15 protein-coding genes and 1 tRNA gene are annotated in these 15917 nt (G+C 75.6%); 5 read left to right on the plus strand and 11 right to left on the minus strand.

Going from position 1 to position 15917, the window contains the following annotated elements; all coding sequences use genetic code 11:
* Positions 1-18: 18 nt before the first annotated feature.
* Both ACWIX7_RS08820 and ACWIX7_RS08825 read right to left on the minus strand, forming a co-directional pair.
* Positions 19-654: a hypothetical protein gene (locus tag ACWIX7_RS08820; protein WP_448621169.1), complete on the minus strand. Its 636-nt coding sequence runs from the start codon at positions 652-654 to the stop codon at positions 19-21.
* A gap of 102 nt (positions 655-756) precedes the next feature.
* Positions 757-2259, minus strand: coding sequence for an amino acid permease (locus tag ACWIX7_RS08825; RefSeq protein ID WP_448621170.1), 1503 nt, complete (start codon positions 2257-2259; stop codon positions 757-759).
* A gap of 105 nt (positions 2260-2364) precedes the next feature.
* Here ACWIX7_RS08825 and corA point away from each other — a divergent pair, with 105 nt between their 5' ends.
* Positions 2365-3471, plus strand: coding sequence for a magnesium/cobalt transporter CorA (gene corA / locus ACWIX7_RS08830; RefSeq protein ID WP_448621171.1), 1107 nt, complete (start codon positions 2365-2367; stop codon positions 3469-3471).
* Positions 3472-3521: 50 nt separating this feature from the next.
* On the opposite strand, the gene ACWIX7_RS08835 is transcribed toward corA, so the two are convergent.
* Both ACWIX7_RS08835 and rsmI read right to left on the minus strand, forming a co-directional pair.
* Positions 3522-3797: an endonuclease domain-containing protein gene (locus ACWIX7_RS08835; protein ID WP_448621172.1), complete on the minus strand. Its 276-nt coding sequence runs from the start codon at positions 3795-3797 to the stop codon at positions 3522-3524.
* A gap of 712 nt (positions 3798-4509) precedes the next feature.
* Positions 4510-5349, minus strand: coding sequence for a 16S rRNA (cytidine(1402)-2'-O)-methyltransferase (gene rsmI / locus ACWIX7_RS08840; protein ID WP_448621173.1), 840 nt, complete (start codon positions 5347-5349; stop codon positions 4510-4512).
* A 154-nt stretch (positions 5350-5503) separates the two neighbouring features.
* Between rsmI and ACWIX7_RS08845 the strand changes: the two genes are divergently transcribed.
* From ACWIX7_RS08845 to ACWIX7_RS08855, 3 genes are all read left to right on the plus strand, one after another.
* Positions 5504-7027: a dolichyl-phosphate-mannose--protein mannosyltransferase gene (locus ACWIX7_RS08845; protein WP_448621174.1), complete on the plus strand. Its 1524-nt coding sequence runs from the start codon at positions 5504-5506 to the stop codon at positions 7025-7027.
* A gap of 45 nt (positions 7028-7072) precedes the next feature.
* Positions 7073-7300 (plus strand): hypothetical protein, encoded by a 228-nt coding sequence (locus ACWIX7_RS08850; protein ID WP_448621175.1) that lies wholly within the window; start codon positions 7073-7075, stop codon positions 7298-7300.
* Between the two features lie 165 nt (positions 7301-7465).
* A complete protein-coding gene (locus ACWIX7_RS08855; protein ID WP_448621176.1) occupies positions 7466-8248 on the plus strand; it encodes an enoyl-CoA hydratase/isomerase family protein in 783 nt (260 codons plus the stop codon).
* Between the two features lie 17 nt (positions 8249-8265).
* Here the strand turns inward: ACWIX7_RS08855 and ACWIX7_RS08860 are convergent, their stop codons facing one another.
* From ACWIX7_RS08860 to ACWIX7_RS08880, 5 genes are all read right to left on the minus strand, one after another.
* A complete protein-coding gene (locus ACWIX7_RS08860) occupies positions 8266-9312 on the minus strand; it encodes a fibronectin type III domain-containing protein (protein ID WP_448621177.1) in 1047 nt (348 codons plus the stop codon).
* 133 nt (positions 9313-9445) lie between these two features.
* Positions 9446-11098, minus strand: a complete 1653-nt coding sequence (locus ACWIX7_RS08865; RefSeq protein ID WP_448621178.1) for a diguanylate cyclase — start codon at positions 11096-11098, stop codon at positions 9446-9448.
* Positions 11095-12201 (minus strand): hypothetical protein, encoded by a 1107-nt coding sequence (locus ACWIX7_RS08870; RefSeq protein ID WP_448621179.1) that lies wholly within the window; start codon positions 12199-12201, stop codon positions 11095-11097. Before ACWIX7_RS08870 ends, ACWIX7_RS08865 begins: the two co-directional genes overlap by 4 nt.
* Positions 12202-12301: 100 nt before the next feature.
* Positions 12302-13018, minus strand: a complete 717-nt coding sequence (locus tag ACWIX7_RS08875; protein WP_448621180.1) for a signal peptidase I — start codon at positions 13016-13018, stop codon at positions 12302-12304.
* Entirely contained in the window at positions 13015-13677 is a 663-nt protein-coding gene (locus ACWIX7_RS08880) for a hypothetical protein (RefSeq protein ID WP_448621181.1), read from the minus strand. The genes ACWIX7_RS08875 and ACWIX7_RS08880 overlap by 4 nt, the downstream gene beginning before the upstream one ends.
* A gap of 276 nt (positions 13678-13953) precedes the next feature.
* On the opposite strand from ACWIX7_RS08880, the gene ACWIX7_RS08885 reads away from it, so the two are divergent.
* Positions 13954-14880 carry a hypothetical protein gene (locus ACWIX7_RS08885; RefSeq protein ID WP_448621182.1) on the plus strand — a complete coding sequence of 309 codons (927 nt, stop codon included), beginning with the start codon at positions 13954-13956 and terminating at the stop codon, positions 14878-14880.
* A gap of 63 nt (positions 14881-14943) precedes the next feature.
* Here the strand turns inward: ACWIX7_RS08885 and ACWIX7_RS08890 are convergent.
* Both ACWIX7_RS08890 and sepX read right to left on the minus strand, forming a co-directional pair.
* Positions 14944-15017: transfer RNA gene (locus ACWIX7_RS08890), tRNA-Ala, on the minus strand.
* A 106-nt stretch (positions 15018-15123) separates the two neighbouring features.
* Complete coding sequence (sepX, locus tag ACWIX7_RS08895) at positions 15124-15837, minus strand: divisome protein SepX/GlpR (RefSeq protein WP_448621183.1); 714 nt, start codon at positions 15835-15837, stop codon at positions 15124-15126.
* Positions 15838-15917: the final 80 nt, after the last annotated feature.

Consider the following 15917-nt stretch of genomic DNA (forward strand, 5'->3'; position numbering starts at 1 on the left):
CGGCGGCGTCCACCCGGTTCAGCGCTGGCTGGTGCCCGCGGTCGCCGGGGCGTCGGGAGCGGCGGTGGGCGCCGGGGTGGTGAGCGCGACGGCGACCAGGGCCAGGCCGATGACGGCGAGGGTGGCCACCCGCGTCCGCGGGCCGGCGGCGGCCGGCTCGGGACGGCGGGCGGGGGTGCGCGGGCCCTCCGCGACCCACGCCACGACCGAGGGGGCGCCGGCGAGCAGCAGCTTGCCGACCGGCAGGCCCAGGGACAGCAGCGCCAGCGCCGGCAGCGGCAGGGCCACCGGCAGCGTGTCGAACAGCGGGGTCGTCAGGGCCAGCGCCGTGAACGCCCCGACGAGCGCGATCTCGGCGGTGGCGACGGCGGTGTGGACCCGCCGTCCGGACCCGTCGAGCAGCAGCACGCCCCCGCCGGCGCACAGCACCACCCAGCCGGCGAGGAGCAGCAGCACGACCGCCACCACCGGGCCCGCCGGCCGCAGCGGGGACAGCAGCAGGCCGTCCAGCCCGGTCAGCCCGCCCGCCAGCAGCGCGACCGCTTCCGCCACGCCGAGGGCGGCGACCGCCAGCACGGCGGCCGGCGGCCGGCGGCGGTCGGGGGACGACGGCGCGCGCGGGGTCTCGGCAGTGTCGAGGACGGTGCTCGCCACGGGTGTGCCCTCCCTGGCCGGGGACGTCGGTCACCGGTCGGGTCGGCGTGCGCGGCGGGCCGCTGGAGGTGTGCAGCGGGCGGCCTCACCCCTCCGAGGGGGTCATCGACGGGCGATGTTCTCGGCAGCCGACATGCGCTCCCCGGTGGCCATCCGGCTCCGGCGGCGGCCGTAGACGAAGTACATCCCGACGCCGAGCGCCATCCAGATGAGGAAGCGCAGCCAGGTGTCCGTGGGCAGGTTGGTCATGAGCCACAGGGAGGCCAGCGCCGAGACGATCGGCAGGACCGGCACCCACGGCACCCGGAAGCTGCGGTGCAGGTCCGGGCGGGTGCGCCGCAGCACCCAGACGCCGATCGACACGAGGAAGAAGGCGAACAGCGTCCCGATGTTCACCAGCTCGGCGAGCGCGGTGAGCGGGACGAACCCGGCCAGCAGCGCGACCACGACGCCGGTGGCGATGGTGATGCGGTAGGGAGTGCCGTACTTGGGGTGCACCTTCGCCAGGGCCGGTGGCAGCAGGTGGTCGCGGCTCATCGCGAACAGCACCCGGGACTGACCGAGCATCAGGATCATCACGACCGAGGTGAGCCCGGCCAGCGCGCCCAGCGAGATGATGCTCGAGAAGACCGGCATCCCGTTGGCCGAGAACGCCCCCGCGAGCGGCGCGGTCGCGCTCAGCTCGGTGTAGTTCTGCATCCCCACGACCACCAGCGAGACCGCCACGTACAGCGCGGTGCAGATCGCCAGCGAGCCGAGGATCCCGCGCGGCATGTCCCGCTTGGGGTTGCGGGTCTCCTCCGCGGCGGTGGCCACGATGTCGAAGCCGATGAAGGCGAAGAACACGATCGCGGCGCCGGCGAGCACGCCGCCCCAGCCGTACGTGCCGGGGCTGAACCCGGTGAGCAGCGAGATCAGCGGCGTGTGCAGCCAGCCCTCCTCCCCCGCGGCCGCGGGCTCAGCCGGGGGGACGAAGGGCGTGTAGTTCTCGGCCTTGGTGTAGAAGAACCCGACCACGATCACCAGCAGGACGACGACCAGCTTGATCCCCACGATGATGGCGGTGACGCGCGACGAGAGCTTGATCCCGAGGATCAGGACGCCGGTCATCACCAGGGCGATGAGGATCGCCGGGATGTTGACCGTCGCCGTCTCGCCCGCGATCGACGTCGGCAGCGGCGTGCCGATGTCGTCGAGCAGCTGGTTGAGGTAGCCCGACCAGCCGACGGCCACCGTGGCCGCGCCCAGGGCCAGCTCGAGGACGAGGTCCCAGCCGATGATCCAGGCGATGAACTCGCCGAAGGTGGCGTAGGAGAACGTGTACGCCGACCCGGCCACCGGCACCGTCGAGGCGAACTCGGCGTAGCAGATCGCCGCCAGGCCGCAGACCACGCCCGCGATGACGAAGGAGATCGCCACCGCCGGGCCGGCCTGGTCGCGGGCGACGATGCCCGTGAGCACGAAGATGCCGGTGCCGATGATCACGCCGACGCCGAAGACCGTGAGGTCCAGGCCCGACAGGTTCTTCTTGAGCCGGTGCTCCGGCTCGTCGGTGTCCCGGATGGACTCCTCGACGGACTTCACCCGACGGGTGTTGACGGCCACGACGCCCCCTACCTCTCGGCAGACTCCGACCCCGCGAGCGTGGCACGGGCAGCGCCCGACCGCATGCCTACGCTGTGCCGTCGACCCGCTCGGAGAGGAGTGCGGATGCCCGGCACGGAGGTCCCCCGGGGCGTGCGTCGCGAGCCGGCGACGGAGCCGCCGTCGACCCGGCCGCGGCCCGAGGGCCGGCCGCGCACGACGCCGTCCCGGCCGGACGGCATCGGCCCGGTCGTCGACTGCGCCGTCTACGTCGACGGACGCCGGGAGCCCCCCGTCGAGCCGCACGACGCGCTGCGGACGGCCGTGGACAAGGGGGGCTTCGTCTGGCTCGGCCTCTACGCGCCGACCGAGGGGGAGCTGGGCGAGATCGCCCAGCACTACGGGCTGCACCCGCTGGCCGTGGAGGACGCCGTCTACGCCCACCAGCGGCCCAAGCTGGAGCACTACGACGACGTGCTGTTCATGGTGCTGACCACCGCCCGGTACGTGGAGCACGACCAGCTGACCGCGACCAGCGAGGTCGTGGAGACCGGCGAGGTGATGGTCTTCGTCGGGCCGCACTACGTGATCACTGTGCGGCACGGCGAGCACGGTGCCCTGTCCGACCTGCGCCGCGGTCTCGAGGAGCAGCCCGACCTGCTCTGCCACGGCCCCGCGTCGGTGCTGTACGCGGTCGCCGACAGCGTGGTCGACGCCTTCGTCGACGTCGCCACCGCGGTCGAGGAGGACGTCGACGAGCTCGAGGCCTCGGTGTTCAGCCCGGAGCGCACCGACGACATCGGCCGGCTCTACCAGCTCAAGCGGGAGCTGCTCGCGCTGCGCCGGGCGGTCTCGCCGCTGGAGGTGCCGCTGGAGAAGCTGGCCGAGAAGCAGATCCCCGTGGTCCCGGCGGCGATGCGCTCGTACTTCCGCGACGTCGAGGACCACGCCATCCGGGTGCGCGACCAGGTCGGCGCCCTCGACGAGCTGCTCACCTCGATCCTGCAGGCGTCGCTGGCCCGCACCTCGCAGGCCGACAACGAGGACATGCGCAAGATCAGCGCGTGGGCCGGGATCATCGCCGTCCCCACCGCGATCGCGGGCATCTACGGGATGAACTTCACGCACATGCCCGAGCTGCACTGGCGCTACGGCTATCCACTGGTCCTGCTGGTGATCATCGGCACCTGCCTGCTGCTCTACCGCGGCTTCAAGCGCAACGGCTGGCTGTAGCGCGGGCCGTCGTGCGCTGAGTGTGGTCTCGTCCCGGCCGGAGACCGCATTCAGCGCACAGGCGTCAGGGCCGCGGCGATGCGGGCCCCCACGTCGTCAGGTCGGTGCAGATCGACCGCCGTCACGAACACCACCCGCCAGCCGGCCGCCTGCAGCCGGTTCAGCCGCTGCCTGTCCTTCGCGAACTGCCCCGGCTCGGCGTGCCAGGCGCCGTCGTACTCGACGGCGAGGCAGTGCTCCGGCCAGGCGAGGTCGACCCGCGCCACGAAGCCGCGGGCGTCCCGGACGACGTACTGGGCCACCGGCGCCGGCAGTCCGGCCCGCATGACCAGGAGACGCAGCCGCGTCTCCTGCGGCGACTCGGCCAGCCGGCAGGCCTCGCGCGCGCGTGCCGAACCAGGACCGCGGCCGTCGCGGCGAGGCCACGCAGCGGCCCGAGGTCGACGACCCCCGATGCGACCAGCCGGTCCACCGCGACGACGGCGTCGTCCCCCGACAGAGCCGCAGCGATGCGGACCGCCGTCGCCTCCGGCGTCGTCACGGCCACGCCGCCACGACGGCACACCCATCCGTCAGGCAGCCGACTCCGGCGCACGCGCAGCCCTGCGACCCGCACCGGGTGGTGGCCGGGCGGGACGGTCAGCTCGACGTCGGCCACGGCGTCGACGAGGTCGACACCCCACAGCACCCCTGCGCTGCACCCCGTCACGACGGACCCGGGCACGAGGAGCGTCGCCGCGGTGCGAGCTCGGAGGGTGTGCGTGACCTCGACGTCGCGGTGCACGTAGAGGTCCGGCCACACCCTCTGCCAGGTCGGGCCTCTCAGTTGGTTGCGGGTGAGCAGGCCCCGCTCGATGACCGCCGAGGCGCGGAAGACCCGGCCACGGAGGACGTCGGGCACGGTGGGCGGAACAGGCACCGGCGGACCGTGCCGCAACCGGCCCCTGAGCCCTGGGTCGTCGTCCACAGCTGCGCGGCTGTGCACCGATGGGGGTCTCCGGCTGGCGCGGGACCACCGGACGTGCACACCGGAGCGAGCTAGGAGGACTTGGCGGCGACGACGGCGTCGTACACGGTGCGGCGGGGCAGCCCGGTGCGGACGACGACGGCGCGGATGGCGTCCTTGCGGGTGGCGCCCGAGGCCTCCTCCGCGGCGACCTCCGCGGCCAGCTCGGACGGCGACAGCGCCACCGGAGCCACGGGTGCGCCACCGACGACCAGGGTGATCTCCCCGCGCACGCCGTCGGCCGCCCACGAGGCCAGCTCGGCCAGCGGCCCGCGGCGGACCTCCTCGTGGGTCTTGGTCAGCTCCCGGCAGACGGCGGCCGGGCGCCCCTCGCCCATCACCGCCGCGGCGTCGGTGAGCGCGTCGGCCAGCCGGTGCGGCGACTCGAAGAACACCATCGTGCGGCGCTCGTCGGCCAATCCGGCCAGCCGCGTCCGCCGCTCCCCCGCCTTGCGCGGCAGGAACCCCTCGAAGCAGAACCGGTCGACCGGCAGGCCCGACACCGCCAGCGCGGTCGTCACCGCCGAGGGCCCGGGCACCGAGGTCACCTCCACGCCGGCCTCGATCGCGGCGCGCACCAGCGTGTAGCCGGGGTCGGAGACCGACGGCATCCCGGCGTCGGTGAGCAGCAGGACGGTGCGCCCCTCGGCCAGCGCGTCCAGCAGCCCGGGCAGCCGGGAGCGCTCGACGGACTCGTGGAAGGAGACCACCCGACCCGACAGCTGCACCTCGAGGTCGGTGGCCAGACGGTGCAGGCGGCGGGTGTCCTCGACGGCGAGCACGTCCGCGGTCGCCATCGCGGTGCGCAGCCTCGGGCCGACGTCCCCGGGCTGTCCCAGCGGCGCTCCACCGAGCACGAGGCGTCCTCCCATGTCCCCGAGCCTGTCACGACGCCTGCCGTGGGCCCGCCTGCAGGGGCCCGCCGGCCCCGTCCAGGGCACCGCCCTGAGCCCGCGAAGGGTGGGGAGGACGGGGTCCTTCTACGAGCGCCGGAGGGCAGGCGGGTCCTTTCACTACCCTGGCCGCATGGCGGTGCTGGCTCCCGATCGCACGGACCGGGAGCCCGGCGAGCGCCGCCCGGCCCGGACGCGTCGCCGTCCGCTCCCCCGGCCGCGCCGCGACACGACCCCGCCGCTGCCGTCGGACCGCGTCCTCGCGTGGGTGCTCACCGCGCTGCTGGGCCTGTTCGCCCTCGGGATCCGGCTGTGGGACATCGGATACCCGGCCGACCTGCTCTTCGACGAGGCGTACTACCCGCCGGAGGCACGCGAGCTGCTCGAGTGGGGGCACGAGTACAACCGCGGCTACACGTTCATCGTCCACCCGCCGCTGGGCAAGTGGCTCATCGCCGGCGGCATCGGGCTGTTCGGCTACGACTCCTTCGGCTGGCGGTTCCCCTCCGCGCTCGCCGGCAGCATCGCCGTCGTCGTCCTCACCCGGCTGGCCCGGCGGCTGACCGGCTCGACGCTGCTCGGACTGGTCGCCGGCCTGCTGCTGGCGCTCGACGGCCTGGCCTTCACGCTGTCGCGGATCGGCCTGCTCGACGTCTTCCTGCAGGTCTTCGTGCTCTCCGCGGTGGCCTGCCTGGTCGTCGACCGGGACCGGGTGCGGGCCCGCACCAGAGCGGCCACGGCGACGGCGGCCGGCTTCGCGCTCGGCCCGCGGGGGTGGCGGCTGGCCGCCGGGTTCCTGTTCGGCTGCGCCTGCGCGGTCAAGTGGAGCGGGGTGTACTTCCTGGCCGCCTTCGCGGTGCTGAGCCTGTTCTGGGACCGCGCCGCCTGGCGCGAGGCCGGCGTCCTCTGCCCGACCCGCACCGCCGCGCGCCGCGGCCTGCCGGGGGCGCTGTGGGCGCTGGCCACCGTCCCGGTGCTGACCTACCTCGCGAGCTTCACCGGCTGGTTCCTCGGCGAGACCTCGCAGGGCAAGGCGTGGGCGCAGCAGCACCCGGAGACGGCGTTCCCGTGGGTCCCCGACGCGCTGCGCTCGCTGTGGCACCAGCACGCCGAGTGGCTGGCCTTCCACAACGGCCTGTCCACCCCGCACCCGTGGGAGTCCGGGCCGTGGAGCTGGCTGGTCAACGGCCGGCCGATCCTGCTGTGGAACCCGCAGGGCCTCACCGACGCGGCCGGCGACCCGGTCATCCGCTACATCCTCATGGTCGGGACGCCGACCCTCTGGTTCGCCTTCGCGCCGGCGCTGGTGTGGGTGGCCTGGCGCCTGGTCGCCCGCCGGGACCCCGCCGCGCTGACCGTCGCCGTCGCGGTCGCCGCGGGCTGGGGCACCTGGTTCCTCAACCCCGAGCGCACGATGTTCGCCTTCTACACGGCTCCCGTGCTGCCGTTCTTCGTCCTGGCCGTCGTCCTGGCGCTGCAGGACGTGCTGGGCCGCCCCGGCGCCTCGCGGCTGCGCCGGCAGATCGGCCTGGGCGTGGTCGCGCTCTACGTCGGCGTGGTGGCGGCGACCTTCGTCTTCTTCCTGCCCGTGCTGACCGGGGAGCCGCTGACGCGGGCGGAGTGGCTCGACCGGATGTGGTTCCCGTCATGGTTCTGACCCCCGGCCGGCCCGGGAGATGGTTGCGTATTACAACTGGATGACGTGAGTGCCTCCACCCGGGCGGCCACCCAGGCCGTCATGCTCGTCTCCCCGGTGGAGCGGCCGGTCGCGTCGGCGGCCTACGGCTTCGTGCGCTTCCTCGGCGGCGGCCTGGCCCCCTTCGCCGCCGGCGAGCTCGCCGAGCACTGGGACCTGCACGTGCCTTCCTCGTCGGCGCGGGAGCCGTCCTCGCCGCCGTCGCGGTGCTCGCCACCGGCCGGTCGATGCTGACCACGGCGGACGCCGGCCTGCACGGCGAGCCCGACGTCGCCGGGGAGTCGCCGACGAGTTCGGTGGTGCCCCTGACGCGGTCGACAGCGAGCTGCGCGCCCGCGCCTGACCCCTCGCTCCTCCGTACGGTGACGCCGGACACCCGGGGACTCCGAGGGGACGGCGATGGGCGACACACAGCGGGTGCGCACCGAGGTGGACGGCGACGTCTGGCGGGTCACCCTCGACTCCCCGGGCACCGGCAACGCCGTCGACCCGGCGATGGCCGCGGCGCTCGGCGAGGCGCTGCGCACCCGACCGCCGCAGACCCGGGCGGTGCTGGTGCTGGCCGAGGGCGAGCGCTTCTGCGTCGGCGGCGACGTCCGCGGCTTCGCGGCCGACGACCCGGGTGCCTCCGTGGGCCGGCTGGCCACCGACTGGCACGAGGTGGTGCGGGCGTTCCTGGCCACCCCCGTGCCGGTGGTCGCCGGCGTGCACGGCGCGGTCGCCGGGGCGGGGGTCGGGCTGATGGGCGCCTGCGACGTCGTCGTCTGCGCCCGCTCGACCCGGATCCGGCCCGCCTACGCCGCCATCGGCTTCTCCCCCGACGGCGGCACCTCCTGGACCCTGGCGCACGCCCTCGGCCCGGCCCGCGCCCTCGACCTCGTGCTGACCAACGGCACGCTCGACGCCGCGGAGGCCCACGCCTGCGGCCTGGTCGCCCGCGTGGTGGCGGACGACGAGCTGCGCGCGGTCGCCACCGAACTCGCGCACGCGCTGGCGGCCGGTCCGGTGCGGGCGATGGTGCGCACCCGCGCGCTCGTCCGCGGCGCCGCCGTCCGCACGCTCGACGCACACCTGGACGACGAGGCCCGGCTGATCGCGGAGTCGGCGGGCGACCCGGAAGGACGGGAGGGCGTGCGGGCCTTCGTCGAGAAGCGACGGCCGGACTTCCGCAGCGCGCGCTGAACGCGGGAGGCGGCCGGTCAGCAGGACGTGGTCAGCGAGGTGCTCACCACGTCCGACACCCACGCGCCGCGGTAGGCCCGGACCCGGTAGGTGTAGGTCGTGCCGTTGGCCAGACCCGTGTCGCTGGCGGTCGTCGTCCCGAACGGAACGGTGCTGGGGCCGTGGACCGTCCCACCGACGACCCGCTCGCCCTTGTAGCCGTCGGCCCAGGTGCTGGGGGTCGGGGCCCAGGACAGGGACGCGCCGACCTGCTGGAGGGCGGGACGCAGGACGACCGTCTGGGCGATCCAGGCGGTCGTGGAGCCGGACGTCGTCGAGGAGCGCTGCGGGACGGCACCGGACCCCGCGACGGGCTCGTCGAACGCGGTGATGCTCTCGCTGTCGGAGCTGCGCGTCCACAGTTCCCTGGAGCCCGTCGACGTCGCGGACTGCACCCCGCCCCTGGCCATCAGGTGGACGGCCACCGCACCGGTCGCCGTCGTCGTCACCGCCGGCGAGGTCGCGGTGTCGCCGGCGCCCGTGGCCCCACCGGAGGCGGCGACGGGAGCGGTCGCGCTGACCCCGCTGTACGCGACGATGCCTCCCACCATGTCGCCGCTCTCGGTGCTGGGACGGGCGAAGGACGCGGCCGGCTCGCCCGCTGCGGCGACCTTCCAGTAGACGGCGGAGGTCACGACGCCCCCGCTCGTGTCCGGCAGGACGACGCGGGTCCAGCCGCTGGGCGCCGTGAGGGGCGAGGTGCCGTAGTAGGCCACCTGCGCGACCAGCACGTCCCCCGCCTGGGTCCCGGCCGGGGGGCTGAGGGCCAGCGGTGACGTGCCCGTCGAGGCGAGGGCCCCCCGCAGGGCGATGGGGGCGTACGAGCACGTCTGCGTGACGGTGAGGCCGGACGGTGGCTGCAGCTGGTCGGCGGCCAGGGAGCTGGGCAGTGTGCCTCTCGTGGCCGAGAACGCCGTGTGGACCGAGGGCAGCGCCAGCACGGCGACGAGCAGCCCCAGCGCAGCGACCAGGCCGACCGCACCGGCTCCGGGAACCCGCCGGGCACGCCGGTCCGGCTCGTCCATCGTCGTCCCCTCCCGTCCGGTCCCGCGCCCTCGGGCGCGTGGTGCAGACATCGGCACGGGTCCGCCGGAGCTTGAGTGCTCCGCGCGCCGGTCCCGCCGCCCTGCCCCGAGGGAGGGACGCCGGGACCCGCGGTCAGCGGGCCGCGTGCTCCTCGACGGGTCGCGGCACCGGGATCGGCGGCACGAGGTCGGTGGCGCCGCCGGTGACCGGCCCCTCCACCCCCGCCAGGTGGGCCCGGTCCCGCCCGCCGGCCTTGGCGGCGTACAGGGCCGTGTCCGCGGTGGCGAGGAGTTCCGCGGCGGACAGGCCGGCCCCGTGCTGACAGGCGATCCCCAGGCTCGCCGTGATCGGCCTCGGCGCCTCCACCGCCCGCAGGACCGATCGCAGCCGGCGCGCGACCACGACGGCCTCGTCCGCCGTGGCGCCGGGCAGGACGAGCGCGAACTCCTCGCCGCCGTAGCGCGCGGCGACGTCGCCCGGCCGCACGCAGGACCGCAGCGCCGCGCCCACGCCCCGCAGCACGTCGTCGCCGGCCTGGTGGCCGTAGGTGTCGTTGAGCTTCTTGAAGTGGTCGAGGTCGATGATCAGGACCGACACCGGCGCACCGCTGCGGGCGGCGACCGACAGCTCCCGGTCGAACGCGGCGTCGAAGGCCCGGCGGTTGGCCACCCCGGTGAGTCCGTCGGTGAGCGCGCTGGCCTGCAGGTGCTCCAGCAGCGCGACGCGGGCGAACGCCGTCGCGGCGTGCGCCACCGCCTGTTCGGCGACACCCACCCGGCGTCGCTCGATGCGCGAGCCGCTGCGTGCGTCGTCCTGGAAGGTCAGGACACCGCTGCCGGATCCGTCCAGGCCGAACGGGACGGCGACGACCCGACGGGCGCCCTCCAGCACGTCGTCCACCCACTGGTCGGGGCCCTTCATGGCCGCCAGCAGCGTGCTGCCCCGGTCGACCGCTGCGGCGAGCAGCGACCCTGGTGGGGGTGCGCCGACCGCCCGCAGGGGCTCGGCGTCGTGGTCCCGGTGCTTGCGGACGGCCAGGTCGACCGCCGGCACGGCGCTGCCCTCGGGCACGTGGCAGTGCACCGCGGCAAGCGGGGAGTCGGCCGCGTCGACGGTGAAGTCGAGCAGCGCCTCGGCCACCTTCGCGCCGGTGTCCGCCTCGTGCAGGGCGCCCGCCAGCCGGCGCAGCGCCTCCTCGTCGTAACTGCGGCGACGCAGCTCGCGCTCGTTCACCGCGCCCAGGCCCGAGGTCATCATCGCGGTCACCCAGACGGCGACCAGGAAGACCCCGTAGGGCAGGGACTCGAAGCCCTGGACGACTCCGTGGGCGGGCAGCAGAGCCGTGTCGACCGCCTTGAGGACCGACATCACCACGAGCGAGTGCCACAGCGCGAGCTTCAGACCGGTGCGGAACGAGCCCAGCAGCGTCACGCAGATGACGTGCAGGACGATCACGTACACCACCGGCCCGGAGATGCCCCCGGCGACGTAGAGCGCCCACCCCAGGTGGACGGCGTCGAGGATCACCGGCGCCGTGATGGCCGCCACCGCCCAACGCCGGCCGAACGCCGAGAGCCTCTGCAGCACGAGCCCGACGGTCAGCAGCACGAGGCCGGGCACGACGAGCGCGTCCACCCCGGGTGTGTCGGCCGTCCGCGTGGCCACCCACGCCGCCACGGGCAGCAGGACGACGACGCCGATGCGGACGCCGAGCAGCCACCGCAGGCGGTCGGCCAGGGGCAGGTTGTCCAGGGAGCCCTGTGCTGCGGCAGGTGTCTGGCTCATGGGGATGCCGTCCTCGGCAACTCGGGGAAGTCTCGGAAGTCGTTCAGTTCCTGGTGCACCCGGGCCAGCGCCAGCTTCGGGTCGCTGCGGTCGAGCCGGCCCTGCACGGCGAGGAAGCCCGCGGCGACGGCGACCAGCGCGAGCGGGAACTGGCCGTCCTGGACGACGGCGATCGCCGTCTCACCGACCGCGGCGGCCACCTCGGCGACCGTCGTGGGGGGTCCCTGCAACGGCGGCGCCTGGACGACGTCGCTGCCGCCGCCGCGCGGCGGGTCCTCGGCCGGGTCGGTCGCCGGCGGTGCCGGGGTCGGGGTCGGGCTCGGGGTCTCGGACGGGAGGGCCGGCTCCGGCTGGGGCGTCGGGACGGCGCTCGGGGTCGGCGTCGCAGTCGGGGTGGGTTCGGGCTCCGGCGTCGGCTCGGGAGCCGACGCGGGCACCGGGGCCGGCTCGGGGGTCGGCTCCGGCGTCGGGGTCGGCTCCGGCTCGGGGGTCGGCTCCGGGGTCGGGGTCGGCTCCGGGGTCGGGGTCGGCTCCGGGACCGGCTCGAAGTCGAGCGCCCAGACGAAGGTGGCCGCGGCCCTCAGTCCCTGCGCCCGGGGGTCGTCGAGGACCGTGATGCTGACCCGGTAGGTCGTCGAGGTCGAGTCCCCGGGCCGCCAGCCCGTCGGGATCCCCGCGGCGGCCGTCCGCGGGAGCTGCGCCAGCGTCCCGCTCCACGCGGGGACGCCGGTGAACGACGCGCAGCGCGCCGGGTCGCCGAGCCTGCCCCGCTCGACGGTGAGGTGCAGGTAGGGCGCGAGGGCGTCCTCGGTGACCTCGGCGCTGAGCGTCACCTCACCGGTCGACCGGGCGGACCCGGTCGCCGCCAGCGCCACGCAGGCGGTCTCCGTGGCACCCGGGCGCAGCCCGGTCGAGGTGAACAGCGCCGAGCCACCGCGGTCGTCGACCAGGCTGACCGCACTGGTGCTCGCGGCGGCGGCGTCGACCGGCAGCTCGACCCACCCGGCCGTCAGGTGGGCGAGCAGGGCGGCGCCGACCAGCCAGGCGGCACCCCGGCTGCTGCCCAGCAGGCGCGGGGGCGTGGGAAGCGGTGACGGGCGCACACCCACCCCCTCCCTGGCGAGGCCGCGGTCCGGCCGTCGGACCGGTCTGGCTCGCTCATGTCTTCGGCTGCGCGGCGCGGATGTTGAGCAGGGACGACGGTCAGCGGAGCGGGCCACCGGCCGGCAGCGGCGTCCGGAGCCGCGCGCCGGCTCCCGGCCGAGCGGCCGGGGGCACGGGCGGCAGCCCGACGCGGCGGACGACGGGCTCGGCGGGGGTGGCCGCGAGCCGGTCGGCGCTGGTCCGGCCCCGGGGACCACTGCCCCGGCTGCGGGACCCGCTGGAGAGGGAGGAGATCGCTCCCCCGAGCAGGACGGTGAGCGCGGCCAGGTGGCCCCACTGACCGGTGGACCGCCAGTACGCGGGGAGCCCGACGTAGGGGACCCCGACCTCGGCCGCACCGATGACGCTCGAGGTCGGCACGTGCGTGCTGTCGTTGCTCTGGTTGGCGTCCCCCCGGGTGACGAGGTCCCCCCGCTCGTCGAAGGAGACGAGGCGGTGGAGCACCAGCCGGTCGGCCCCCTCGGGGTCGGGGAAGAGCAGCACCTGCCCCGGCTGCAGGTCCTGCGGCAGCACCGGACGGGTCAGCACCACGTCGCCGGGCGAGAGCCGCGGCTCCATCGAGCCGGAGACGACCACGTGCCCCTGGAAGCCGACCAGCCGGGGCGCCAGGGCGAGGAACACCAGGCCGGCCACGGCCACCAGCACGGCCGCGACGACCGCGCGGTACACGGCGGCCGGGCGGAGGCCCCGGCCCGGGACGGCGGAGTCGGGCCCGGCGGGGCGCGGGGGGCCGCTGATCACGGTGGGCGCGGTCACGGGGTGTTCCGCGCTTCCCACGTGAACGTGGCGCTGGACTGCTTGTTCTGCGCCCCGTTGTCGTCCTTGAGGGAGTAGGTGATCCGCAGGGTCATGTACGTGTTCGGCGCGGTGGCCGGGTTCACCGCGATGCCGGTGGTGTAGTCCGCGTGCTGGGCCCTGAGGTGGGCCAGCGTCCGCGAGGTCTCCACCGTGGGGGCGTCGGTGTGGGTCGCGCTGTCCAGGTAGGTCGGCGTGGCGGTGGGGGTGAACCCCGTGCTGCAGTCGGCCGCCACCGTGGTCGTCGAGGTGACGTCGATGCCTCGCTCCACGCTCATCACCAGGTAGGGGTCCAGCGCGGTGGCGCCACCCGATGGGGTGCCGACGTACATGCGGATGTCGGCCGGCAGGGTGCCGGTGTAGTCCAGGCGGATGCACCGCGAGCGGGGCGGCAGTCCGGGCTTGAGGGCGCCGTCACTGGCGCTGGTGAACAGGGCCGAGCCGCTGGCGCTGTGGTCCAGGACCACGCTGCCGGTCTGCCACGAGTTGCCGACGTTGCCGGTGCTCGCGTAGAAGGCCGCCTGGGTCGAGCCCCAGGTCAGCGCCAGGCTCGTCACGAGACCGATGGGCACCGCCACGGCGAGGGCGGTGCGACGGGCCCGGGGGGCGCGGTGGTGCACGGCGACTCCTCCGACGGTGGTGGGACGCAGCGACCTGCGTCCTCGACACCAGGGGCATCGGCGCCGCCGCCGGACCGCTGAGGGGTCCGGCGGAGTCCGTCACCCGATCGGGTGGGAGAGCCCGACCACGCCTGGCCTCGGCGAGGGGCGCCGGGCCCGTGCGCGGCGCGCTGGACCGGGTTGCGGCCGGGCCTCGCGGGCAGCCAGGCTGCGGGGAGCGCGACCGGCGGAGACACCGCCGCGGGTGATGACCGGCGCCGGCACGAGGAGGCGGCCATGGGCCTGCCAGCACGCGACGAGGCCAGGGAGTGGGTCGGCTGGACCGTGGTCGACCGCGAGGGGATCGAGCTCGGCTCCTGCACCGCGGTCCTCGCCGACGAGTCCACCGGCCGACCGGAGTGGGTGTACGTCGAGGTCGAGGGCGCGAGCGCCGTCGTCCCGGCGCTGGACGCCGACGGCTCGGGCGGCCGGGTGACGGTCGCGGTGACCCGCGCCCAGGTGACGACCGCGCCGTCGGTCGGCGACGCCCGGGAGCTGTCCACGGGCCAGGAGGCCGACCTCTACCGGCACTACGGCATCGAGTCGTCGAGCGAGGCCTCGGAGACCCTGCTGCCGGCTGCCGCCGCAGGGACCGGCGCCGGAGCCGACACCGCGGCCGACACCGCCCCGGCCGACACCGCCCCGGCCGACACCGCCCCGGCCGACACCTCCTCGGGAGCCGACACCGCGGTCGCAGCCGACACCACCTCGGGATCGACCGGTCGCGGGGCCGTGCTCGCTGCGGGCGCCCTCGCCGCGGTGGCCGGGCTCGGCGTGGTGCGGGCCCGCGCCCGTCGCGCAGCGGTCCGGCAGCCGTGGCCCCGGCGGCTGTGGGCCCGTCGCCCGTGGGCGCCATCCCCGCCGTCCCGCGCCGACGTGCTCGCCGGGCAGGTGCTCGCCGTGTCCGCGCGGACGGCGGAGGGCGCCCGCTCCCTCGGTCGGACGGCCGCGCCGCTCGCGGTGGCTGCCGCCGAGTCCGCCCGGCACCGGGCGGTGCGCGCCGGGGAGGAGGTCCGGCACCTCGGTCGGACGGCCGCGCCGCTCGTCGTCGCAGCGGCCGAGTCGGCGCGGCACCGGGCGGTGCTCGGCGCCGAGGAGGTGCGTCACCTGGGTGCGGTGGCCTCGCAGGCCGCGGTCGCCGCCGTGGCCCGGGCACGCAGCTGACCCGCACCCGGATGCCGGAGAGCCCCGCGCCGGGCGGACAGGGCGGGGCTCTCGGTGTCGGGGTGGAGCTGAGGGGATTCGAACCCCTGACCCCCTCGATGCGAACGAGGTGCGCTACCGGACTGCGCTACAGCCCCTGACGGAGACGAGCTTACCGTCCGCCTCCGCCCCCGCCACGACCGGGGTGGCCAGCCTTCAGGGGCCCGCGCCGAGCCTGCGAGGCGTGGGGGGAAGGGTGGTCCGTCATCCGTTGACGACCCGGCGCGGCTGGTAGACGTCGATGTCGGCGAAACCGATGTCGTCGTCGTCCAGGCCCACGACGGCGCTGTTCTGCCAGCCGGCCGGGGCAGCGGTGCGGGCGGCCACGACCCGGCCCGGGCGCAGCGGGTGCACCGGCGCCAGCGGCAGGCTCGGGTGCGGCAGGCCGACGGTGGAGTGCACCTCCGCGGCCGGCTCCTCCTCGACGGGGGCCGGCCGGGGCGCCGGCACCGGGCGCGCGGCAGGACGCGCGGCCGGCTGACGCACGGAACGCGCGGCGGCCCGGGCGGCGCGGCGGGCGGCCAGCCGCTCCCGGCGCGCGACGGCCCGCAGCACCATCAGGTAGGCGACGACCGCGACGTCGAGGACGCCCTGCGCGATCCACAGCCACGGGCTCCAGACCAGCGCGCCGACCAGCGCGAGCAGCGTGAGGGCGAGCAGGCCGGCGAGGGTGCGGCGGCGGACGGCGTGGACGTCGACCCGCAGCTCGCCGGAGGTCAGCAGCGCCGCGCGGTCGATGGAGACCCGCTCGGTCTCCGCGAACACCGCGGGGTCCACCGTCCGGCGCCGCTGCAGCGTGCGCCCGGCGTCGGCCCCCGTCGAGGGGACGGCCGAGGAGTCACCGCGGGTCACCACCATGGGCACCAGCACGACGAACCACAGCACGACCAGAGCGGCCAGCAGCACACCCGAACCCATCCTGAACACCACCCGTCACATGCGTCACCTGCCGGGCGAAGTTACGGCCTGCCCTCCTCCGTCGGAGGGAGGCGCGCGGC

The organism is Geodermatophilus sp. URMC 65 (genome assembly GCF_053502545.1).

What these genes read in the sequence shown, in the direction of transcription:
- corA (WP_448621171.1), top strand. Translation starts at nt 2,365, where the DNA reads ATGCCCGGCACGGAGGTCCCCCGGGGCGTGCGTCGCGAGCCGGCGACG.
- ACWIX7_RS08835 (WP_448621172.1), bottom strand. Translation starts at nt 3,797, where the DNA reads ATGCGGGCCGGACTGCCGGCGCCGGTGGCCCAGTACGTCGTCCGGGAC.
- rsmI (WP_448621173.1), bottom strand. Translation starts at nt 5,349, where the DNA reads ATGGGAGGACGCCTCGTGCTCGGTGGAGCGCCGCTGGGACAGCCCGGG.
- ACWIX7_RS08845 (WP_448621174.1), top strand. Translation starts at nt 5,504, where the DNA reads ATGGCGGTGCTGGCTCCCGATCGCACGGACCGGGAGCCCGGCGAGCGC.
- ACWIX7_RS08855 (WP_448621176.1), top strand. Translation starts at nt 7,466, where the DNA reads ATGGGCGACACACAGCGGGTGCGCACCGAGGTGGACGGCGACGTCTGG.
- ACWIX7_RS08860 (WP_448621177.1), bottom strand. Translation starts at nt 9,312, where the DNA reads ATGGACGAGCCGGACCGGCGTGCCCGGCGGGTTCCCGGAGCCGGTGCG.
- ACWIX7_RS08865 (WP_448621178.1), bottom strand. Translation starts at nt 11,098, where the DNA reads ATGAGCCAGACACCTGCCGCAGCACAGGGCTCCCTGGACAACCTGCCC.
- ACWIX7_RS08885 (WP_448621182.1), top strand. Translation starts at nt 13,954, where the DNA reads ATGGGCCTGCCAGCACGCGACGAGGCCAGGGAGTGGGTCGGCTGGACC.
- sepX (WP_448621183.1), bottom strand. Translation starts at nt 15,837, where the DNA reads ATGGGTTCGGGTGTGCTGCTGGCCGCTCTGGTCGTGCTGTGGTTCGTC.